We start from the raw sequence: 19,579 nt of genomic DNA, 5'->3' as shown, positions 1-19,579 counted from the left end.
TCTGATCGTCTGCGTGGCGTGACACTTCCCGCGGATCGCGGGCGGCAAGGTGGTGCTGCAGCGCTTCCGCTCACCGCGGGCGCCGCGCATTCAGGGCTGGATCTTCGGGCTGAGCATGCTCGCTGTGGCGGCGTATGTCGCCCTCCTCACCTGAGCACGGCGCTTACTTGCCACCACGCTCCGCGTAGACCTTGCGTGCAAAGCAGAGGTCTTCCCAGGCACGAGCCTTGTCGGTCAGGGTGCGCAGCAGGTAGGCCGGGTGGTAGGTCACCACCACGGGCACACCGTCCACCTCATGCACCTTGCTGCGCAGCTTGCCTACCGGCGTCTGCGTCTGCAGCAGGTTCTGCGCAGCAACACGGCCCAGCACGACAATCACGCGCGGTTTGACCAGCGCGATCTGACGCTTGAGGTACGGGTCGCACATCGCCGCCTCGTCCGGCTCGGGGTCGCGGTTGCCGGGCGGGCGGCACTTGAGCACGTTGGCGATGAACACGCCCTTGTCTCGCGACAGGCCGATCGCGCGCAGCATGCTGTCGAGCAGCTTGCCGGCCTGGCCGACGAAGGGCTCGCCTTGCTTGTCTTCCTGCTCCCCCGGAGCCTCGCCGATCAGCATCCATTCGGCCTGCCGATCGCCAACGCCGAAGACAGTGTTCGTGCGGCGCTCGCACAGCTTGCACGACGTGCAGTTGGAAACCGCGTCTTCGAGCTGCGCCCAGTCAAACGCGGCGATGCGTTGGGCGCGCGGAACGGCGGCATCGCTCGGGACGTCAGCCACCTCCGGCACTTCGGCGCGGGCGACGACGGGTTCCGAAGCGACAACGGCCATCCCGGTTGCAACCGGTTCGGCAACGGCAACCTCGGCGAACTCCGCTTCAGCCAGCGCAACCGGTTCAACCACGTCAACCGGCTCCGCGCCGCGCAACACCCATTCGTTGGAGACACCCAGCGCCTCCAGCATGCGCGCCCGTCTGTTCATGCTGCCTCCACCCCGCTCGCCTCGCAGACAATGCGCATGACGAGCGCATCCTCGCGCGTGTTGTTCTCGGCCGGGTAATAGCGCTTGCGGCGGCCGATCTCGGCAAATCCAATACGACGATACAGCGCGATTGCGCCGGTATTGGACGGTCTCACCTCCAGCAGCAAGCTGCCAAAGCCATGTGCCAGCGTGAGCGCCACCGCCAGCCGCAGCAGCCACCGGCCCAGCCCCTGCCGCTGCCAGACGGGCGCGACCGTCACGTTGAGCAGGTGCATCTCGTCGACCACCGGCATGAGGATCAGATAGCCGGCGACCTCATTGCCGCCGTCACGCAACACGATGCCGAGGTGGCCCGACTTGAGCGAATCCTCGAAGTTGCCGCGCGACCACGGGAAAGCAAATGCCGCCTGTTCGATGGCCGCCACGCCGGCCAGGTCCAGTGCCGTCATGCGCTCGGCGCGCCAGCCGGCAGGCAGCGGCGTCTGCGCGGTCACGCTAGCCAGCGCGCGGTCGATGAGGCTCATGCGTGGGCTCCTCCTGCGGCAGCCTTGGCTTGCTGCACGGCCTGACGCTCTTCAATGGTGAGCGCGACCTTGTCGCGCACATATAGCGGCGCAGCCTCTTCCGGGCGCACCGTGTGGCCGGCGGCCAGGAGGCGCAGAGCGATTGTGACGATCTCGCGTGCGTGCGGTGCCACGTCGGGCAGCACGGCGGCAGCCCCCGCAGCAACGGCCAACCGATCGCCGAATACCGTAGCCGCGTTGCCGGCAAGCCAATACGGCTGCGACGGTGCAACCACGCTCTGCGGACCGCCCACCTGAATGGCAGACAGCGCGTGCCAGCCCGAGGCGTCCTGCGCCGGATCGACGGGCACGAAGCTGGTCCAGTAGCACTCATCCATACGCGCATCGAGCGCGATGGTCACGGCAGCCCCGGCCGGCAGCGACGCGCGCGTCTGTTCGGCACAGGCCACCAGCGAATTGACCGGCACGACCGGAAGATCGGCGCCGAACGCCAAGCCCTGTGCCACGCCGCATGCCGTGCGCAGCCCAGTGAACGAGCCGGGCCCGGCGCCAAAGGCAATCGCCGCGCAATCGGCCAGGGCGATGCCGGCCTCGGCCAGCAATTCGCCGGCGGCCGGCAGCACGCGGCTGCTGGACCGCGCGCCGGTGTGTTCATGGCGGAACAGCGTGCGCGTGCCGTCACCAAGGGCAACGGAACAGAACTCGGTGGAGGTGTCGAAAGCAAGAATCCAGGGCATGGCGGCATTGTACCGGCTGGTGTGGCGCCTGAATGCGCAATCCGCCCACAGCCTGCGCTGAAAACCGAAGGCATCCTCGAATTCAAACGGCCCGGCGGCGCACCCCCGGCGCTATCATCGCCGGACCATTGTTTTCAGCCGGGAATCATCATGAGCGACCTGCAAGCCCGTTTCGACCAAGCCCAGATCGACGTCAAGGGCCTCTCCGAACGCCCCAGCAACATGACGCTGCTGCGCCTGTACGCCCTCTTCAAGCAGGGCGCCGAAGGCGACGCCCACGGCGACAAGCCTGGCTTCACCGACATCGTCGGCCGCTACAAGTTTGAAGCGTGGGAGGGCCTGAAGGGCACCTCGCAGGACGACGCCAAGCAGAAGTACATCGACCTCGTTGAAGAACTAAAGAGCGGAGCGACGACCTGATCGTTGAATCGCCAAATGAAGAACCGGGCCATGCGCCCGGTTTTTTATTGCGCTGCCGGAATGGCGGATGGCAGCTCTCGGCGGCGCATGCGCCACGCTGCCAACACGGCCAGCGCGCAGAGGGTGCCGAGAAAGATGAACGTCTCGTCGAAGGACAGAATACGTGCCTCGGGGTCGACCGCTGCACCGTGCACCGTTTCGATGCCGCGCGTGGCGAGCCGCCATTGCAGAAAGATGCCCGTGGCCGACACACCGATCGCCCCACCAAGTTGGCGTAGGAAATTGACCGCGCTCGAACCCTGCGGGATCAACGTGAAATCGACGCCGCGCATGGCGCCCAGGCTCAGCGATGGCAGCACAAAACCGAGCCCGATCCGCCCGATGATGGCGATAGCGATCAGCAGCAGATAGCTCGTTGCCCGGGTGTTGGTCGCCATCAGGAAGAACGAGAGCGCCAGCGCAGCCAGCCCGAACGACACCAGCCGGAATGGCTCGATGCGATTGGTCAGCCGTCCGGCCAGCATGATCGTCACGGCCAGCACCAGACCGGCGGGCAAGAGCACCAGCCCCGCGCGCGACGGCGCATAGGCCAGCGCCACCTGCATATACACCGGTACCAAGTATGTCGAGCCGTACAGCCCTGCCCCGTAGACGAAGGCCACCACCGCCCCCATCGCAAACTGCCGATAGCTGAAGAGCCGCAGGTTTAGCAACGGCGACTCCACCCGCCGCTGCCAGAACACGAAACCGGCCACGCACACGGCGGACACGAGCATCAGCACGATGCCGTGCGCAGCATCGCCATGCAGCGCGACCAGCCCGTTGAGGAGCGTGACGGTCGCGCCACCGATCAGCAGCAGGCCGCGCCAGTCCAGCGGCTTGGGCTCGCCGGCCATCGACGAGTTGATCGCCATGAAGCGCCGTGCCATCGCCCAGCCGAGCAGCGTGAACGGCATCACCACAAAAAAGATCGAGCGCCAGCCGAACAGCTCCACCAGAAAGCCGCCCACGCTCGGCCCCACGGCCGGCGCCAGCACCACGCCAAAACCGAACAGGCCGAACGCCCTGCCCTGCTCCCTCTCGGGAAACACCCGCAGGATCAGGATGTTGGGCAGCGGTTGCATGATGCCGGCCGCCACGCCCTCCACCACCCGCATGGCGATCATCACGCCGTAATTGGGCGACAAGCCGCCCGCTAGCCCACCCAATCCCAGCAGTAACAACGCCCCAATAAACGTGCGCCGCAGCCCGAAGCGCAGCAGCAGCCAGGGCGTCAGCAGCATCGACAACGTCATCGCCACCATGAAGCTGGCCGAAACCCACTGCGCACGTTCCTGCCCGAGCACGAAATGCCGGCTCAGGTCGGGAATCGCGACGTTGACGATAGTGGCCGAGATGACGGACGACACCGCCCCCACCATCAGCGTGAAAAGCACAAGCCACTTGAAGCGCTCGCCGTAGCGCGCGCGCAGAGCCTCCAGGGTGGGCGTGAATGTCGTCATGGTCTCGTTTTAGTGATGTGAGACGACTGGGAGCAAACCCGGCCCGGCGCGTCCTCCACACGCCGGGCGGGCGAACAACGCTCAGCCGAGCCGGCCGGTGGCGGCAATCTCGCGGATGCGGCGCACGGTGTCGATATCGGACTCGCGGTAGGCGGATTTGACGATCTCGGCGTAGCGCGTGTCGCCGGTCTCATCGGCGCTGGGCAGCGTGGTGTCGTAGACGAAGCGGATGAACGCGGCGTTGGTGTCGTTCGTCTCGATCGTCATGGTGAGCGAGCCGCCGGCGTGCTCGCCGGTGGCCGCCGTGGTGTACGTCACGCGCTTGTGCGGCTCCAGCGTCACGCGGTCTTGAATGCGCGCCTTGCCGAAGCGCAGTTCGCGCTCGACCCAGCCATCGCCTTCGGCCGTGATGATGCATTCGTCGAGGCTTTCGACGAATTCTGTCTGTTCTCGCACTCGCAGCACCAGGCCCTGCCAGATCTGGTTCAGGGTCAGCGTGTCGATCAGGGGATTCAGTGGGTCGTTGACTTCCACCAGGTGTTCAAAACGCAAAGCGGCCTCCGCAAAATTTGCTGACATTATGGCGCGGCCCACGAACAAACGAGCGAAATGAAAAAACGCCGGTGGGTTGCCCCAGCCGGCGTTCTCCCTGCGACGCAAGCGTCGCTTAAACCTGTTCACGAACCGTAGCGAGCGGCCCGAGGTTGGCCAGAGAAGCGCAGCCGTACACCGGGTACGGCGAGCATCACAGGGCCAAGATCGGGACGCGCAGTAGGATCGTGGGCAGGTTTTTAGATTTCTTCGTACAGCGGGAGTGTCAGGAATTCCGCAAAGTCTTCCGACGTCGACATCTGTTCGAAGATTTCTGCAGCGCGGTCAAAGTGGCCCACCGCGCCCGTCTCCTTCACCTTGGCCAATTCTTGCGGGATCAGCCCGCGCACGAGTTCTGCCGTGACCTTCGTGCCGTCTTCCAGCTTGCCCTTGGGCGAGCGGATCCACTGCCACACTTGCGAGCGGGAGATTTCCGCCGTGGCGGCATCTTCCATCAGGTTATGGATCGGCACGCAGCCGTTGCCGGCCAGCCAGGCGCCCAGGTAGTGGATGCCGACGTTGATGTTCATGCGCAGGCCAGCTTCAGTGATGGGCGTTTCCGGCTGGAAGTCCAGCAGGTCAGCAGCCTTCACTTCCACGTCCGGACGTTGCTTCTCGAACTGGTTCGGCTTGTCGCCCAGCACCGCCACAAATTCCTTCATGGCCGGCTCGACCAGGCCCGGGTGGGCCACCCAGCCGCCGTCGTAGCCGTCGGTCGCATCGCGCTTCTTGTCGTTGATGATGCCGGCCATGGCGATGGCGTTCTTCTCCGGATCGTTCTTGATCGGGATCAGCGCGCTCATGCCGCCAATGGCGGGCGCACCACGCTTGTGGCAGGTCTTGAGCAGCAGCAGCGCATAGGCGCGCATGAACGGCGAAGTCATCGTCACCTTGGCGCGATCGGCCAGGCAGAAGTTCTTGTCGACCTTGAACTTCTTGATGCACGAGAAGATGTAGTCCCAGCGGCCAGCATTCAGGCCGGCGCTGTGCTCGCGCAGTTCGTACAGGATTTCTTCCATCTCGAACGCGGCGAGGATGGTCTCGATCAGCACGGTGGCCTTGATGGTGCCTTGCGGCAGGCCGATCTCGTTCTGCGCCATCACAAAGACGTCGTTCCACAGACGCGCTTCCAGATGGCTTTCCATCTTCGGCAGGTAGAAGAACGGGCCAGCACCGCGGGCAATTTGCTCCTTGGCGTTGTGGAACAGGAACAATGCGAAGTCGAAGATGCCGCCCGAGACGCGCTGGCCGTCAACGGTGACGTGCTTCTCGTCCAGGTGCCAGCCGCGCGGGCGCACCTGCAGCGTGGCGATCTTGTCGTTGAGCTTGTAGGTCTTGCCGTTCTGCTCGAGCGTGAGCGTGCGGCGGATGGCTGCCTTCAGGTTGACCTGACCCTGGATCTGGTTGTGCCAGCTGGGCGAGTTCGAATCCTCGAAGTCGGTCATGTAGCTGTCCGCGCCCGAGTTGAACGCGTTGATGACCATCTTGGCTTCCACCGGGCCGGTGATTTCCACGCGGCGGCAATGCAGTGCCGGCGGGATCGGCGCGACCTTCCAGTCGCCTTCGCGGATGGCCTTGGTCTCGGGCAGGAAATCCGGGCGCTCACCGGCGTCCAGACGCTTGGCGCGCTCGACGCGGGCAGCCAGCAGCTCTTTGCGGCGCGGCTCGAAAGCACGGTGCAGCTTGGCGACCAGCGCCAGTGCTTCGGGGGTCAGAATGTCTTTGTAGGCCGGAAGGATCTCGGCCTTGATCTCCATGCCTTGGGGCAGCGTGAGCGCCATGGTTGTTCTCCAGAGGATGATGTGAGGGTTGAACGGGTTCGGTCCTATAGCTGGGCCGATTGAATGCAATGCCTTACGTCGCTTGTGTTGCCTGTATGAATTGCAGCAGGTCTCGCATGTCGTGGCCGGCCCCGGTGGGCGCCACGTCGAGCGCCTCGGGCGGATGCCCCAGGCGATTGATCCAGAAGGTCGTGAAGCCGTACCACGTCGCGCCGCAGGCATCCCATCCATTGGACGATACGAACAGAATCTGTTCGGCTGGCACGCCAAAGGCTTGCGGCGCCAGCGCGTAGGCTTGCGGCGCGGTCTTATACAGCTTGACTGCGTCCACCGACAGGACGTGGTCGAACAGCCCCGACATACCGGCACTCTTCACGGCGATGTCGAGCATTTGCGGGTTGCCGTTGGAGAGGATGCCCAGCGGCAAGCCCATCTCCCGCAGGCGGCGCAGCGCCGGCACGTTCTCGGGAAAGGCCGACAGGCACGCATATTCGCGCATCAGCGTGGCTTCGTCGTGGGCGGAGAGTTCTACGCCCAGGCGAGCCGCCGCGTAGCGCAGCGCGTCGATAGTGATGTCCCAGAACGGCTTGTAGTGTTCCCCCGCCGGGCCAGCCAGCGAGCGGATGCGGGTGTAGTCGATCTGCTTGTCGCGCCAGAGCACCGACAGGGCCTCGCCCTTGCCGGCAAAGAGCTGTTCGGCGCGCGCGGCCACGGAATACACGTCGAACAACGTGCCGTACGCATCAAAGACCACCGCGCGAATCGAAGACATTCAGTCAGCTCCACGGACCCGAAGGTCGTGCACCCTGCAAGTTCTATTACGCAGAACGCCCCTCTGACCTTCGCAACGAAGGCCATTCTAGAAAAGGTGACGCGCTGCACAAAGATGGCAATGGTCACTTGATCTTTGACTTTTACCCTCTGAATGACGAGTGATAACCTTTATATTCATCACAATCCCGCAGGCCTCGTTTGCCACGGTATACATCAGGCATGGCTCATTTCAAGCAACTCGAAACCTTTGTTTCCGTCGCCACGCGCGGCAGTCTGTCCGCCGCCGCCGCCGCCGAGGGCGTGGCGCCCGCCATCATCGGGCGCCGCATCGATGCGCTCGAGGAGCGCCTGGGTGTCAAGCTGCTGGTGCGCACTACGCGGCGCATCACGCTCACCTTCGAAGGCTCGGCCTTTCTGGAGGATTGCCAGCGCATCCTCAACGACCTGCACAACGCCGAAGCCAGCGTCTCGGCTGGTGGCGTGAAGGCCAGCGGCCACCTGCGTGTGACGGCCCCGGCGGGGTTCGGCCGCCGCCACGTCGCGCCGATGGTGCCGGACTTCATCGAGGCGCATCCGGATGTGTCCATGACGCTGGATCTGGGCGACCGCGTGGTCGACCTCGTCAACGAGGGTTTCGACTGCGCCATCCGCCTCGGCGACTTGCCCGACTCCAGCCTCGTGTCGATCCGCCTGTGGGAGAACCGCCGCGTGGTGGTGGCCGCACCGGCTTACCTGGAGCGCCATGGCGTACCGATGCAGGTGGAGCAACTCTCGGGCCACAACTGCCTGGCCTTCGGCGCCAGCGCCAACGTGCAGCGTGGCTGGGTATTCCAGCAAGGCGGCAAGACCGTCACCGTGAAGGTGTCGGGCACGATGGAATGTACCGACGGCGCGGTACTGCGCGAATGGTGCCTGCAGGGCCACGGTCTGGCGTGGCGCTCGTGGTGGGAAGTCGGCCACGACATTGCGACCGGCAAACTGGTGACGGTGCTCGATGCGTTCGAGGCGCCGCCGATCGGCATCCATGCGGTGTTTCCGCAACGCAAGCACCTGCCGCTGCGCGTGCGGCTCTTTATCGACTTCCTGAAGAACACCTATGGCAATCCGGCTTACTGGCGCCGGGCCGACGCCCTCATCGGGATGGACTAGCGATCACTCCGGATGGGTGGAACACTGCGCGCGGCCTACAATCAAGACAACACGCATCCACTTCGCATTTCCCTGATCAGGAGGCCGCATGTTCCAGCACATCCTCATCCCCACCGATGGTTCCGAGCTGTCGCGCAAGGCGGTGGCAGGGGCGCTCGATTTTGCCAAGACGCTGGGCGCGCGCCTGACGGCCTACACCTGCCTGGAGGAATATCCGTACACGCCCTTCTCCGAGATCGTCGTGGAGACGCCGCAGGCCTTCAAGGAGCGCGTTGAAGCGCAGGCGCGCGTGGTGCTCAAGGACGTGGAAGACGCCGCCCGCAACGCCGGCATCAACTGCGACACCGACATGAGCTGCTTTGCCGTGCCCTACATGGGCATCATCGATGCGGCCGAGCGTCACGGCTGCGACGTCATTTTCATGGCTTCGCACGGCCGGCGCGGGCTGGCCGGACTGCTGCTCGGCAGCGAGACGCAAAAAGTCCTCACGCATACCGAGATTCCGGTGATCGTCTACCGCTGAGCCGAGGCGCTCACGCTTTGCAAGCCGCCCCGCCCCGGGCGGCTTTTCTTTTTCTATCAGCCAAGGCATAAAAAAAAACCGCGCCACTCACGGGGCGCGGTTTGAGCGGCTGGGGCGTGGTCAGCGCGCCAGCCCAGGTGTCCTGGATGCCGGATGCGTCGGCAACCTCAAGCGACCTTCTTGGCTTCCGCCTTTTCTTCGAAGAATTGTTCGTCTTCCGTCGAACCCTTCAGCGCCGTGGTGGACGCCTCGCGCTCAATGGTCTGCGTAACGGCGTCGAAGTAGCCCGTGCCGACTTCGCGCTGGTGCTTCACAGCGGTAAAGCCACGCTCGGCGGCCTTGAACTCGGCCTCTTGCAGCTCAACGAAGGCGCTCATCTGGTTGCGGGCATAGCCGTAGGCCAGGTTGAACATCGAGTAGTTCAGGGCGTGGAAGCCGGCCAGCGTGATGAACTGGAACTTGTAGCCCATCGCACCGAGTTCTCTCTGGAACTTGGCGATCGTGGCATCGTCCAGGTTCTTCTTCCAGTTGAACGACGGTGAGCAGTTGTAGGCCAGCATCTTGCCCGGAAACTTGGCGTGGATGGCTTCGGCAAACTTCTTGGCGTATTCCAGATCCGGCTTGCCGGTTTCGCACCACACCAGGTCGGCGTACTCGGCATAGGCCAGGCCACGCGAGATGGCTTGCTGCAGGCCCGGCTTCGTACGGTAGAAGCCTTCCACGGTGCGCTCGCCAGTGCAGAACGGACGATCGTTCTCGTCCACATCGGCGGTCAGCAGGTCAGCAGCCTCTGCGTCGGTACGGGCGATCAGCACGGTCGGCACGCCCATCACGTCGGCAGCCAGACGCGCGGCAACCAGCTTGCTCACGGCTTCACGTGTCGGCACCAGCACCTTGCCGCCCATGTGGCCGCACTTCTTTACGGCGGCCAGTTGGTCTTCGAAGTGCACGCCCGAAGCGCCGGCCTCGATCATGGCCTTCATCAGTTCGAACGCGTTCAGCACGCCGCCGAAACCGGCTTCGGCATCCGCCACGATCGGGGCGAAGAAGTCGATGTCGCCCTTGCCTTCCGACCATTGGATCTGGTCAGCGCGCTGGAACGTGTTGTTGATCTTCTTGACGACCTTGGGCACCGAATCCACCGAGTACAGCGACTGGTCCGGATACATTTCGCCGTTGCTGTTGGCGTCGCCGGCAACCTGCCAGCCCGACAGGTAGATCGCCTTCAGCCCAGCCTTGACCTGCTGCATGGCCTGGTTGCCCGTCAGCGCGCCCAGCGCATTGACGAACGGCTCGTTGTTGATCAGGTTCCACAGCTTTTCCGAACCACGCTTGGCCAGCGTGTGCTCGATCTGCAGCGAGCCGCGCAGGCGCACCACGTCTTCAGCGGTGTAACCACGCTTGATGCCCTTCCAACGCGGGTTAGTGTCCCATTCCTTCTGCAGTGCCGCCACTTGCTGTTCGCGCGTCATGTCAATCTCCTGTGTGATCGCATCACTCAAATCAAAACTGGGTAACTCACTCATCACCTTGAGCCACTGGCACCGTGTTGGGGCGTCGATGGGTGGCTTGAGTCATATGTCTTATATAAGAGTGTAGGGAAACCCGATGCAGCGCAACAAGGAGAAGTTGATCCAACGCAGAAGTTTTTATCCCTTTATTTTCAAATACTTAAATTCTATATTTCACGATACGGGAATATTTTCCCCATCATGAAAGATGCAGATGGTGCTGTGCGATGCGGAATTTTTGCGGATCAAAAAAGCTTTCCGCATTGTGAAATTTAAGGCGGCATGTCATCACCACAAAGCTGGGGCCAACAAAAACGCCGCGGGTGCGGCGTTCAGGATGAAATTGATTGCGGGCGAACTCAGGACTGCCGCTCGATATCCTTCAGGACATCCCACTGCAGCGGGTCCGGCGTCTTGCCGTCGAACACTGCTGCCACGAAGACATAGATCGCATCGATAAAACCGGCCCGAAACTCACGAGGAAGCGCGCGTGTGATGCCGTCGATTTTCGAGCGTAAACGCATGGCCACGAAGGGCCGGCCTGCACGCGCATCGATGTGCGTACGGCAGAGAAAATCCTTGGCTGCGAGGGCACCCGATTGGTAGGGGCGTAAAGCACTCATCGTGCACCTCCGTGAAACAGATACCGGGGGATGCGGGGCAATGGAGAGGGATAAGACGCGGGGCGATGCCCGCTTGATGCGATAGACATGACGTCTCCTAGATGAAGAGGCCAGCCGTTCGCTGCTAAACGAGGGTGGCGGGCCTGACGACGGCGTTAGCAGACCGGCCATCTAGAAACCGGCAGACCCGAAGGTCTCACCGCCCGGCCCGCCATAAAGCATAGGCGTGCACAAGCACCGGACATTGTCCGTCTAGATGGCACATCTTGTGGGCTGCTAAACCCGGCTGCTCAAATGAACAGCGCGCGAATTATATCGCGCGCCCTTCCCCCGCAAAATCGGAATCAGCCTCGAGACAGGCGATGCGCCACCCAATCTCCACCCGTGATGACGGGCCGCCCGGCAATGTGTTTCGGGCTAACCGGATAGACGATGCACTCGACCGGTTCGCTGCCCAGCATGACGGTGTGGTTCTCGCGCAGGAACAGCGCGTCGCCGCCGGGGTAGACCTCTTCGATCTCGTCCAGCACGGGAACGAGCGCCGCATCGATGCGGTACACATCGCCGCGCACGGCGGTGCCGGTCGGATCGAGCACGAGGCCGGGGTAGGCGCCGAAGTCGTACAGGCGGCCGTGCAGCATGGCCGTGCCCAGGAAATCCGGCTCAGGGATGCCGCGCTTGGCCGCAGCGACGCGCAAGTCATTGGCCTCGCCCGCACGCAGCGTGCCGTAGACGAAGACGTGGATGGCGTTGACTGGGCTCATATGAGCTTGTCCTGCGAGACCAGCACGCCGTCTTCGTCGGCATAGATCCATTCGCCGGACTGGATATAGGCGCCGGGCATCTGCACGCCGACTTCGCGCTGGCCGGCGTTCTTCTTGATGCTCTTGCGCGGATGCACCGCCAGCGCATGAATGCCGACATTGCACTCGGCCAACTCGCGCGTGTCACGCACGCAGCCATTGATCAGGATGCCTTCCCAGCCGTTCTCCTCGGCCAGCTTGCCAAGGTTGCCGCCCACCAGCGCGCAGCGCAACGAGCCGCCACCGTCAATGACGAGCACACGCCCCGCCCCCTGCTCTTCCAGCGCCGCGCGCACCAGGCCGTTGTCTTCAAATACCTTGAGCGTGGAGGCCGGGCCCGCCAACACGGCGCGCTTGCCAAAGCTGCGGAACACCGGCGTGAGCACGCGCAGGCTCCCGTAGACAAGTTTGTCTTCGTGCATGTCGCACAGGTCGGTCACTGGGGTCATCGTCATGGCAATGTCGGGAGGTTAGCGTTGGCAAAAAGTCTCAGCCGCGCGATTGCGCACGCAGTGAATCGATCGTCGCGCGCGGGCTGATGATATTCGGATCGGTCTGTACTTCAATGATGCTGGCCACGGGCGCGGCCAGCGCAGTTTCCACGGCCGACTGAAAACCCTCCAGCGAGCGCACCGTGTGCCCCTCGGCGCCATAGGCGCGGGCCAGCGCGGCAAAGTCGGGGTTGCGCAGCTCGGTGCCGCTCACGTGCTCTGGATATTCGCGTTCCTGGTGCATGCGGATGGTGCCGTACATGCCGTTGTTGACCACGATGAAGATGACCGGCGCGTTGTACTGCATAGCGGTCGCCAGCTCCTGGCCGTTCATCAGAAAGCAGCCATCGCCGGCCATGCAGATGACGGGCGTCTCGGGGCAGACGATCTTGGCGGCCACCGCAGCCGGGGCGCCGTAGCCCATCGCCCCGCTGGTCGGCGCCAGTTGCGTGCGCGAGCCGGAAGCCAGTGCGCCGTACTGATAGAAACGATGCAGCCATGTAGCGTAGTTGCCCGCGCCATTGGTCAGGATGCTGTTGTGCGGCAGGCGCTCGCGCAGCCATCGCATCGCGCGGGCCATGTCGATGCCCTTGCCCCCAAACGGCGGCGGCACGATGTTGGCGAGGTAATCGGTGTTGGCGGCTTCCGTCCAGGCCGACCAGTGCGGCGGCGCGTCGGGTGACACCGATTCCAACGCTTCGGCAATCGCGGGCATCGATGCATGGATCATCAGGTCGGCCTGGTAGACGCGACCGAGTTCTTCTGCACCGGCGTGCACGTGGATGAGCGTCTGCTTCGGGCGCGGCACATCGAACAGCGTGTAGCCGGAGGTGGTCATCTCACCCAGGCGCGGGCCGATGGCGAGCACCACGTCCGCATCTTTCACGCGCGCCGCCAGCTTCGGGTTGATGGCGATGCCGACATCGCCGGCGTAATTCGGGTGGCGGTTGTCGAACAGGTCTTGCCGGCGGAAGACGCAGCCGGCGGGCAGGTTCCAGCGCTCGGCAAAGCCCTGCATGCGGGCTGCGGCCTGCGGTGTCCAGCCTGAGCCGCCCAGCAGCAGCATCGGCCGTTCAGCGTTCTGCAGCAGCGTCTTCAGTTGGGCAAGGTCATGCGGGCCGGGCCAGGCCATCGCACGCGGCATCGGCGGCACGTCGGCCACGGTAGCCACCTGCGTGAGCATGTCTTCCGGCAGCGCCAGCACCACGGGGCCAGGCCGGCCTGCCATGGCGGTCTGGAACGCGCGCGCGATGTATTCGGGGATGCGTTCCACGCTGTCGATCTGCGCGACCCACTTGGCCATCTGGCCGAACATGCGGCGGTAGTCGATTTCCTGGAAGGCTTCGCGGTCGGCAAAGTCGCGGCCGACCTGGCCGATGAACAGGATCATCGGCGTGGAATCCTGGAACGCGGTGTGCACGCCGATGCTGGCGTTGGTGGCGCCCGGCCCGCGCGTGCAGAAAACGATGCCGGGCCGGCCGGTCAGCTTGCCGTAGGCATCTGCCATGTTGGCGGCGCCGCCTTCCTGCCGGCAGATGATGAAGCGCGCACGATCGCGGCGCTGGTAGAAACCTTCGAGCACCGACAGGTAGCTCTCGCCCGGTACGCCGAAGGCGATATCGACGCCGTGGTTGACCAGGGCATCGACGAGGATCTGGCCGCCGTGGCGGGGTGTCATTGCGGCGGGGCGTACGACTGCGGTCTCCATGGCGGCTGGTCTCGTGCTTGATTCGTTGACGACACAACGGATCATAACGGAAGGCGCCACGGGCGCACACGCCCTGCTGTGACTACATCTGCCGGAACAGGTGCGCGTACTGCCGCGCCACCGGCAGCGTCTCCGTGCGCCCGCGCATCTTCAGGCCCAGGCGGCCGAGCGACAGATGCACGGCGCTCGATACATGCGCCACATTGACCACCGTGCCGCGATGCACCTGCCAGAAGTGCTCGGGATCGAGCTGCGTAAGCAGATCACGCAGGCTCGTGCGGATCAGCGATTCGCCCGCGCCGGAGACCACGTTGACGTATTTGTCGGTCGCCTCCAGATACAGCACGTCATCTACCGGGATGAAGCGCACCTCCTGCCCGACCAGCGCCTTGATGAAACGCAGGTAGCCGCCGCCGGGCACGGCAACGCGCGTCTGGGCGGCGCCCTGCAGACCAGCGAGGCGCTCGACCAACTCGGCCAGCGTCTGCGCAGGATCGGCGGTGACGCTACCGCTCGGTCGCGCGCCAAGCCGGTCCTTCAGGCGCTTGATCGTCTCGCCCAGACGCTCGGTCTGCACGGGCTTGAGCACGTAGTCGACCGCGGCCTGCTCGAAGGCATCCAACGCAAACTGGTCGTAGGCGGTCACGAACACGACCAGCGGGCGATCGTCCCGATCAGACAGCTCGCGCGCCACGTCAATGCCCGACAGGCCCGGCATGCGGATGTCGAGAAAGACCACATCCGGCCCCGCCCCTGCTGGCGCGCCGTCAATCACGTCGAGCACGGCTTGCCCGTCGTGCACGGCCGGCAACAGCGCGGCTTCGGGCCACAGCGCAGTCAGTTCAGCAACCAGGTTGTCGGCCAGCGCCGGTTCGTCGTCGGCGATCAGCAGGCAGGGGGATGGCGGCATCGATCAGGTTCCGGCAGGTGCGCGCGACGGCAGCGCGGAGTTGGCGGCAGAGCGGGAGAAACGGCAGCGCCATTCGGGCGCATCAGCCGGGGCACGTTGATCGAGCGACTGGTGTGCCAGAGGCATTTCGACGGTGACGGTCACGCCGTGCGGCACGGTTTCAGTGATCGTCAGGCGCGCATCGCCATCGAACAGGCGCGACAGGCGCTCACGCACATGCGTCAGACCCAGGCCGGTGCCCTTGGCCGATGCCGCATCGTTGCCGAAACCGGCACCTGTGTCGCGCACCTCCAGCACCAGGCGCTCGCCTTCGCGGCGGGCGGACAACACGATCTCGCCGCCCTCGCGTGCGGGCTCGATGCCGTGCACGACGGCGTTTTCCACCAGCGGCTGGATCAGCATGGGCGGAATGACGATGTTGGCAATGGCCTCATCCAGTGCCAGAGAAAACCGCAACCGGTTGCCGAAGCGCAGCGCCTGGATTTCGAGATAGGCGCGCAGCAGCGCAAACTCCTGCGCCAGCGTGCACTGCTCGGCACGGGCGTGCGAGAGCGACGTGCGCAAAAAGCCGATCAGGTGCTGCAGCAAGCGCCGCGCACCGGCCGGGTCCCGTGCAATGAGCACATCCACATGGGCCAGCACGTTGAAGAGGAAATGCGGCTCGATCTGCGCCTGCAGCGCCATCAGTTGCGCGCGCACGACCTGCTTCTCTGCCTCTTCGCGCTCCAGCGCGTCGAGTGCGGCCTGCCGCTGTAGCGCGGCCAGCTTGCCGCGTGACCAATAGTAGTAAGTCGCGCCCAGCGCCGCCAGCATGGCGATGATGAAACTCATGCGCAGGCTGTCGGCGCGCCAAGGCTCCGCGTTCGGGCTGTGCAGACACAAGATCGTGCGGGCAATCCACTGCCCCAGCGGTACGCCGATCAGCACCGCGCCCACGATGATCCACGGAAACGCCTTCTTGTTGGGCGGTCCATCGCCCCAGAGCACGTGGCGCGGCACGCCGATCAGCGTGAACATCGACAGGCCGATCGCCTGGCTGAACACAAAGTCCTTCCAGAACGTCTCTTCCGGGCGAATGCCAAACGCCAGCACTGCCGCAATCAGCGTGTTGATGACGATGATGACGGCATAGCGGATCCCCCAGCGCCGCAACAGGCGCGGGTAATCGGCAAGCGAAGGGAACGACACATTGGCGAACATGCGGGCGATCTTACCGGAGGGCTCCCGGGCATTGAAGCGTGGGGTTTCCCGCATCAGCCGCGGCCGGTTTGCGACGATCGGCCAGCCTGCTCCTGCAGCCGCGCGAGTTCCTGATCGACCATGCGCTGGTAGCCGCTGCCCATGCTCCAGGCCAGGCTTAGCCCGTGCGCTGCCAGCCCCATGCCCCAGCCCAGCAGCGGCCAGACGAACCACAACTGCCCGCGCGACAGCGCAATTGCGACCAGCACGGCGTTCACTGCCAGGAACGACAGCAGGTGGATGCGGAACCCCATGCGCGCGCCGGCACGACGGCGGGCGCGGTGCAGCAGGTCATGGTTGGATTCAGCGGAATCGGTGTACGGGATAGCGGACATGGCGGTTTCAGATGGAACCGAGGATGTCCGCAGTATAGAAATGGCGCCCCGGCGGGCGCCACGACAATGCGACGAATGCACGAATACAGGGACCGAACGGACGTTTCCGGCGGCGCCCAGCCCCTGTGGCACCCGAGCCTGCTTCGATCAAGAATAGTTAAGGACAGTTGCCGATGATGTAATACCCGGCCGCCGTCTGCGCCAGGGTGTTCGTATAGAACACGTTGTCCAGGCCCATGCTCTGGTTCGAGCCGTTGGCGTAGGCGATGCCGCCGCTGTCGTGCGCGCGTCCGGCCTGCACGTGAGCGTAATTGCTGGCGGTGGTGGCCGTGCAGGTGAAGCTCGATTGCGTCGTGGCCGATACGGCGGATGACTGCGCGCTCTCCCCGGCGGTCGGGTCGATCTCGGTCACCGTGTAGCTGTATGTCGTGCCCGCGATCAAGCCGGTGTCTGTGTACGTCGTCGACGTGGACGAACCGACCTTGCTGCCGTTGCGATACACGTTGTAACTGCTGGCGTTGGTCACCGCGTTCCACGACAACGAGGCGCTCGTCTGGGTGGTGCCCGTGACCGTCAGCCCGGTGGGCGTGCCGCCCGATTGCACGGGGCTGCTGCCCGCACGCAGGTTGTTCTTCACCCAATAGTCCATCACGAAGGCCGGGTAGTTGATGTGCGTGGCGTCGACGTAGTTGGTGTTGTCGCCACCGGTGCCGGCAGGCCAGGCGTGGGCCATGCCGGAGACCGAAATCTCATGCGTGCGCACCTTGCCGTTGCTGTCGGTGTACGGCGTATTGGTACCGCCACCCGAGATCGACACCGCCGTGCCCTGCGTGAAGGTGCCGCCGTAGACGATGCGCAAGGCTGCCGTGTCCATGGGCCCATACGCCTGCGCCACGGTGTAGTCCGACGTGCCCCACACCGCTCCGGCAATCTGCGTGTTGAAGCTGCTCGCGTTCGAGCCTGCCCAGGCCTTGCAGTTGTTGGCCGCTGTGGTGGCCGTGTAGCCGGATGGCACATAGCCGATCTGCGACGTGGTCGTCCCCGGCGGCGGGCCGGCGTTGATGCCGATGCCCGCAAAGATGTCCGGCGCGATGCAGCCCAGCACCATGGTCATGCCGCCGCCCGAAGACAGGCCGGCCACGTACACCTGGTTCGGGTCGATCGCGTACTGCGAATTGGTCACGAAGCGATTGACCAGATCGAGCAGCACGCCCACGTGCCCGCTCGTGCGGCTGGGCGATGTGTTGGCGTAGTCCCAGCAGTGGTTGCTGTAGACGTTGCCCGTGGCATTGGGCGCAAGGATGACCGCGCCATATTGATCGGCGATCGTCTTCCAGTTGAAGCCGGCGCCATTGGCGTTGTTGATCACATCGCCGGAGGCCGTCTGCAGGCAGCCGTGCAGCACCAGCACCAAGGCGCGTTTGCCGTTGGGCGTGGTCGGCTGACTGGATGGCCAGTAGAAGTAGCCGGTCAGGTTGCCGCCGTTGACGGTGTCCGCCGCCCAGGTCTGCTGGCTGCTCCAGGCCCCTGGGCCTGCCGTGACGGCAGCCTGAGCGGAAAAGGCCGCCAGCGCGGTCACGAACGTTGCGAGCAGCGCGCAAAGCCACTGCCATCGATGTCCTGCTTGGTAGGTCATGGTGTCTCTCTCCTCTTGTGGTGTGTTTTACTTTTTTCGGCAACACAAAGCCCTGCGTGCCGGATACCGCCGGGTAACGCATCAAAAGCACTGCCTGACAACAAACGAAAAGACGTGACGATGCGGGCGCGTTACGCAAACGCGCCCCATATCTGAGGCGTTGCACCCGCTCGGGACATCACCCCACTAGAAACATGACATCTGATTCATGTTTCATCGTAGGAAACGGGTCGATGCCGTGTCAAATAGTGGCTTTCCCTGAGCCGGGACCATGCACTGCAAAAACGAAACGGCCCACCGCCAAAAGGCAGGTGGGCCGTTGCCAACCGGGCAAAGAGCGGCTGCGTCTATGCGGCGGCCTGCTCCTGATGCCAGGCGCGCGCACCGTTCGATACGGCGGCCGACGCCACCGCCTCCGCCACCGTCTCCCGCGACAGATGTGGTGCAAACATCCCGATGAAGTCATGTGCATAGCCGCGCAGGTACGCGCCACGTCGCACCGCCACACGCGTGGTATTCGGCTCAAACAAATGATCTGCACCGATGCACACGAGGTTGTCATCCTTGCGCCCGTCATACGCCATCGACGCGATGATGCCCACGCCCACGTCCAGCGCGACGTAGGTCTTGATCACATCCGCATCCATGGCGGTCAGCACGATTTCGGGGTGCAGGCCGGCGCCGGCAAATGCGGCATCGATGTTGCGGCGGCCCGTGAAGCCCGCGTCGTAAGTGATGAGCGGGTATTGCGCCACGTCTTCGAGCGTGGGGAGCGGGTTCTTGGTCAGCGGATGGTCCGGGCTGACCACCAGCACGTGGCGCCAACGATAAGCCTCGAACGACGTCAGCGCCGGCTCGTTGGCCACTGCCTCGGTGGCGATACCGATATCGGCCTGCCCCGTCAGCAGCAGCTCGACGATGTGCGAAGGCGAGGCCTCCTGCAGCGCCAGCGTGACGTGCGGATATTCTTTGCGGAAAGATTGCACCACCTTCGGCAGCGCATAGCGCGCCTGTGTGTGCGTGGTTGCCACGGTCAGGCGGCCCGACTGGCGGCCGGAAAATTCCTCACCGGCCTGCCGTAGGTTTTCAGCTTCGAGCAGCAGGCGCTCGACAATGCGGACGATCTCGCGGCCGGGTTCGGTCAGGCCGGTCAGGCGCTTGCCGTAGCGTTCGAAAATCTCGACGCCAAGCTCATCCTCCAGCTCGCGAATCTGCCGTGACACGCCGGGCTGCGACGTGTACAGCGCATTGGCGACCTCGGTCAGGTTGAACTGGCGGCGCACCGCCTCGCGGATGGAACGCAGTTGTTGGAAATTCATGCTCGTGTCCTCTCGTATGGTTGT

Annotated in this window: 20 protein-coding genes; 3 read left to right on the top strand and 17 right to left on the bottom strand. The window is 64.3% G+C overall.

Annotated features, from left to right (window positions below; translation table 11 throughout):
* Positions 1 to 163: 163 nt before the first annotated feature.
* Genes B4F51_RS10625 through tsaB form a run of 3 tightly spaced genes read right to left on the bottom strand, consistent with a single transcriptional unit; the run spans position 164 to position 2,240 of the window.
* Positions 164 to 979 (bottom strand): uracil-DNA glycosylase, encoded by an 816-nt coding sequence (locus tag B4F51_RS10625; RefSeq protein WP_296225301.1) that lies wholly within the window; start codon positions 977 to 979, stop codon positions 164 to 166.
* The gene (gene rimI / locus B4F51_RS10620; protein WP_296225299.1) at positions 976 to 1,503 is read right to left on the bottom strand and encodes a ribosomal protein S18-alanine N-acetyltransferase; all 528 of its coding nucleotides are present in this window, start codon (positions 1,501 to 1,503) and stop codon (positions 976 to 978) included. The genes B4F51_RS10625 and rimI overlap by 4 nt, the downstream gene beginning before the upstream one ends.
* Positions 1,500 to 2,240: a tRNA (adenosine(37)-N6)-threonylcarbamoyltransferase complex dimerization subunit type 1 TsaB gene (tsaB, locus tag B4F51_RS10615; protein WP_296225297.1), complete on the bottom strand. Its 741-nt coding sequence runs from the start codon at positions 2,238 to 2,240 to the stop codon at positions 1,500 to 1,502. The genes rimI and tsaB overlap by 4 nt, the downstream gene beginning before the upstream one ends.
* Before the next feature lie 150 nt (positions 2,241 to 2,390).
* Between tsaB and B4F51_RS10610 the strand changes: the two genes are divergently transcribed.
* On the top strand, positions 2,391 to 2,660 hold the full coding sequence (locus B4F51_RS10610) for an acyl-CoA-binding protein (RefSeq protein ID WP_296225295.1): 270 nt from the start codon (positions 2,391 to 2,393) through the stop codon (positions 2,658 to 2,660).
* A 44-nt stretch (positions 2,661 to 2,704) separates the two neighbouring features.
* Here the strand turns inward: B4F51_RS10610 and B4F51_RS10605 are convergent, their stop codons facing one another.
* The 4 genes from B4F51_RS10605 to B4F51_RS10590 all read right to left on the bottom strand — a co-directional run bounded on the left by B4F51_RS10605 (position 2,705) and on the right by B4F51_RS10590 (position 7,306).
* Positions 2,705 to 4,162 carry a DHA2 family efflux MFS transporter permease subunit gene (locus B4F51_RS10605; protein ID WP_296225293.1) on the bottom strand — a complete coding sequence of 486 codons (1,458 nt, stop codon included), beginning with the start codon at positions 4,160 to 4,162 and terminating at the stop codon, positions 2,705 to 2,707.
* A gap of 81 nt (positions 4,163 to 4,243) precedes the next feature.
* Positions 4,244 to 4,714 (bottom strand): SRPBCC family protein, encoded by a 471-nt coding sequence (locus B4F51_RS10600; RefSeq protein ID WP_296225292.1) that lies wholly within the window; start codon positions 4,712 to 4,714, stop codon positions 4,244 to 4,246.
* Positions 4,715 to 4,953: 239 nt separating this feature from the next.
* Positions 4,954 to 6,534 (bottom strand): malate synthase A, encoded by a 1,581-nt coding sequence (aceB, locus tag B4F51_RS10595; protein ID WP_296225290.1) that lies wholly within the window; start codon positions 6,532 to 6,534, stop codon positions 4,954 to 4,956.
* A 73-nt stretch (positions 6,535 to 6,607) separates the two neighbouring features.
* The gene (locus B4F51_RS10590) at positions 6,608 to 7,306 is read right to left on the bottom strand and encodes a haloacid dehalogenase type II (RefSeq protein ID WP_296225288.1); all 699 of its coding nucleotides are present in this window, start codon (positions 7,304 to 7,306) and stop codon (positions 6,608 to 6,610) included.
* Positions 7,307 to 7,527: 221 nt separating this feature from the next.
* Between B4F51_RS10590 and B4F51_RS10585 the strand changes: the two genes are divergently transcribed.
* Positions 7,528 to 8,457: a LysR family transcriptional regulator gene (locus B4F51_RS10585; protein WP_296225287.1), complete on the top strand. Its 930-nt coding sequence runs from the start codon at positions 7,528 to 7,530 to the stop codon at positions 8,455 to 8,457.
* Positions 8,458 to 8,545: 88 nt separating this feature from the next.
* On the top strand, positions 8,546 to 8,980 hold the full coding sequence (locus tag B4F51_RS10580; RefSeq protein ID WP_296225284.1) for a universal stress protein: 435 nt from the start codon (positions 8,546 to 8,548) through the stop codon (positions 8,978 to 8,980).
* Positions 8,981 to 9,147: 167 nt separating this feature from the next.
* Here B4F51_RS10580 and aceA read toward each other — a convergent pair whose 3' ends face one another.
* The 10 genes from aceA to B4F51_RS10530 form a co-directional block, all read right to left on the bottom strand.
* Positions 9,148 to 10,452, bottom strand: a complete 1,305-nt coding sequence (aceA, locus tag B4F51_RS10575) for an isocitrate lyase (RefSeq protein ID WP_296225282.1) — start codon at positions 10,450 to 10,452, stop codon at positions 9,148 to 9,150.
* A gap of 398 nt (positions 10,453 to 10,850) precedes the next feature.
* Positions 10,851 to 11,114 carry a hypothetical protein gene (locus tag B4F51_RS10570; RefSeq protein ID WP_296225280.1) on the bottom strand — a complete coding sequence of 88 codons (264 nt, stop codon included), beginning with the start codon at positions 11,112 to 11,114 and terminating at the stop codon, positions 10,851 to 10,853.
* Positions 11,115 to 11,458: 344 nt separating this feature from the next.
* Positions 11,459 to 11,878 (bottom strand): gamma-glutamylcyclotransferase family protein, encoded by a 420-nt coding sequence (locus B4F51_RS10565; RefSeq protein ID WP_296225278.1) that lies wholly within the window; start codon positions 11,876 to 11,878, stop codon positions 11,459 to 11,461.
* Positions 11,875 to 12,372: a ribonuclease E activity regulator RraA gene (gene rraA / locus B4F51_RS10560; protein WP_296225274.1), complete on the bottom strand. Its 498-nt coding sequence runs from the start codon at positions 12,370 to 12,372 to the stop codon at positions 11,875 to 11,877. The genes B4F51_RS10565 and rraA overlap by 4 nt, the downstream gene beginning before the upstream one ends.
* A gap of 34 nt (positions 12,373 to 12,406) precedes the next feature.
* Entirely contained in the window at positions 12,407 to 14,116 is a 1,710-nt protein-coding gene (locus tag B4F51_RS10555) for a thiamine pyrophosphate-binding protein (RefSeq protein WP_296225272.1), read from the bottom strand.
* Between the two features lie 82 nt (positions 14,117 to 14,198).
* The gene (locus B4F51_RS10550) at positions 14,199 to 15,026 is read right to left on the bottom strand and encodes a LytR/AlgR family response regulator transcription factor (protein ID WP_296225271.1); all 828 of its coding nucleotides are present in this window, start codon (positions 15,024 to 15,026) and stop codon (positions 14,199 to 14,201) included.
* A gap of 3 nt (positions 15,027 to 15,029) precedes the next feature.
* Positions 15,030 to 16,280 (bottom strand): sensor histidine kinase, encoded by a 1,251-nt coding sequence (locus B4F51_RS10545; RefSeq protein ID WP_296225269.1) that lies wholly within the window; start codon positions 16,278 to 16,280, stop codon positions 15,030 to 15,032.
* Entirely contained in the window at positions 16,280 to 16,600 is a 321-nt protein-coding gene (locus B4F51_RS10540) for a 2TM domain-containing protein (RefSeq protein ID WP_296225267.1), read from the bottom strand. The genes B4F51_RS10545 and B4F51_RS10540 overlap by 1 nt, the downstream gene beginning before the upstream one ends.
* Before the next feature lie 157 nt (positions 16,601 to 16,757).
* Positions 16,758 to 18,236, bottom strand: coding sequence for a PHB depolymerase family esterase (locus B4F51_RS10535; protein ID WP_296225265.1), 1,479 nt, complete (start codon positions 18,234 to 18,236; stop codon positions 16,758 to 16,760).
* 347 nt (positions 18,237 to 18,583) lie between these two features.
* Positions 18,584 to 19,555: a CysB family HTH-type transcriptional regulator gene (locus tag B4F51_RS10530; protein ID WP_296225264.1), complete on the bottom strand. Its 972-nt coding sequence runs from the start codon at positions 19,553 to 19,555 to the stop codon at positions 18,584 to 18,586.
* Between the last annotated feature and the right edge of the window lie 24 nt (positions 19,556 to 19,579).

The sequence above is a fragment of the Ralstonia sp. UBA689 genome (assembly GCF_002298975.1).
In the GTDB taxonomy this organism is placed as follows: Bacteria; Pseudomonadota; Gammaproteobacteria; order Burkholderiales; family Burkholderiaceae; genus Ralstonia.
This window is presented reverse-complemented; position numbering and strand designations above follow the sequence as displayed.

What these genes read in the sequence shown, in the direction of transcription:
- B4F51_RS10590 (WP_296225288.1), bottom strand. Translation starts at nt 7,306, where the DNA reads ATGTCTTCGATTCGCGCGGTGGTCTTTGATGCGTACGGCACGTTGTTC.
- B4F51_RS10550 (WP_296225271.1), bottom strand. Translation starts at nt 15,026, where the DNA reads ATGCCGCCATCCCCCTGCCTGCTGATCGCCGACGACGAACCGGCGCTG.
- aceA (WP_296225282.1), bottom strand. Translation starts at nt 10,452, where the DNA reads ATGACGCGCGAACAGCAAGTGGCGGCACTGCAGAAGGAATGGGACACT.
- B4F51_RS10555 (WP_296225272.1), bottom strand. Translation starts at nt 14,116, where the DNA reads ATGGAGACCGCAGTCGTACGCCCCGCCGCAATGACACCCCGCCACGGC.
- B4F51_RS10530 (WP_296225264.1), bottom strand. Translation starts at nt 19,555, where the DNA reads ATGAATTTCCAACAACTGCGTTCCATCCGCGAGGCGGTGCGCCGCCAG.
- B4F51_RS10535 (WP_296225265.1), bottom strand. Translation starts at nt 18,236, where the DNA reads ATGACCTACCAAGCAGGACATCGATGGCAGTGGCTTTGCGCGCTGCTC.
- rraA (WP_296225274.1), bottom strand. Translation starts at nt 12,372, where the DNA reads ATGACGATGACCCCAGTGACCGACCTGTGCGACATGCACGAAGACAAA.
- rimI (WP_296225299.1), bottom strand. Translation starts at nt 1,503, where the DNA reads ATGAGCCTCATCGACCGCGCGCTGGCTAGCGTGACCGCGCAGACGCCG.
- tsaB (WP_296225297.1), bottom strand. Translation starts at nt 2,240, where the DNA reads ATGCCCTGGATTCTTGCTTTCGACACCTCCACCGAGTTCTGTTCCGTT.
- aceB (WP_296225290.1), bottom strand. Translation starts at nt 6,534, where the DNA reads ATGGCGCTCACGCTGCCCCAAGGCATGGAGATCAAGGCCGAGATCCTT.
- B4F51_RS10545 (WP_296225269.1), bottom strand. Translation starts at nt 16,280, where the DNA reads ATGCGGGAAACCCCACGCTTCAATGCCCGGGAGCCCTCCGGTAAGATC.
- B4F51_RS10625 (WP_296225301.1), bottom strand. Translation starts at nt 979, where the DNA reads ATGAACAGACGGGCGCGCATGCTGGAGGCGCTGGGTGTCTCCAACGAA.
- B4F51_RS10540 (WP_296225267.1), bottom strand. Translation starts at nt 16,600, where the DNA reads ATGTCCGCTATCCCGTACACCGATTCCGCTGAATCCAACCATGACCTG.
- B4F51_RS10610 (WP_296225295.1), top strand. Translation starts at nt 2,391, where the DNA reads ATGAGCGACCTGCAAGCCCGTTTCGACCAAGCCCAGATCGACGTCAAG.
- B4F51_RS10605 (WP_296225293.1), bottom strand. Translation starts at nt 4,162, where the DNA reads ATGACGACATTCACGCCCACCCTGGAGGCTCTGCGCGCGCGCTACGGC.
- B4F51_RS10570 (WP_296225280.1), bottom strand. Translation starts at nt 11,114, where the DNA reads ATGAGTGCTTTACGCCCCTACCAATCGGGTGCCCTCGCAGCCAAGGAT.
- B4F51_RS10580 (WP_296225284.1), top strand. Translation starts at nt 8,546, where the DNA reads ATGTTCCAGCACATCCTCATCCCCACCGATGGTTCCGAGCTGTCGCGC.
- B4F51_RS10585 (WP_296225287.1), top strand. Translation starts at nt 7,528, where the DNA reads ATGGCTCATTTCAAGCAACTCGAAACCTTTGTTTCCGTCGCCACGCGC.
- B4F51_RS10565 (WP_296225278.1), bottom strand. Translation starts at nt 11,878, where the DNA reads ATGAGCCCAGTCAACGCCATCCACGTCTTCGTCTACGGCACGCTGCGT.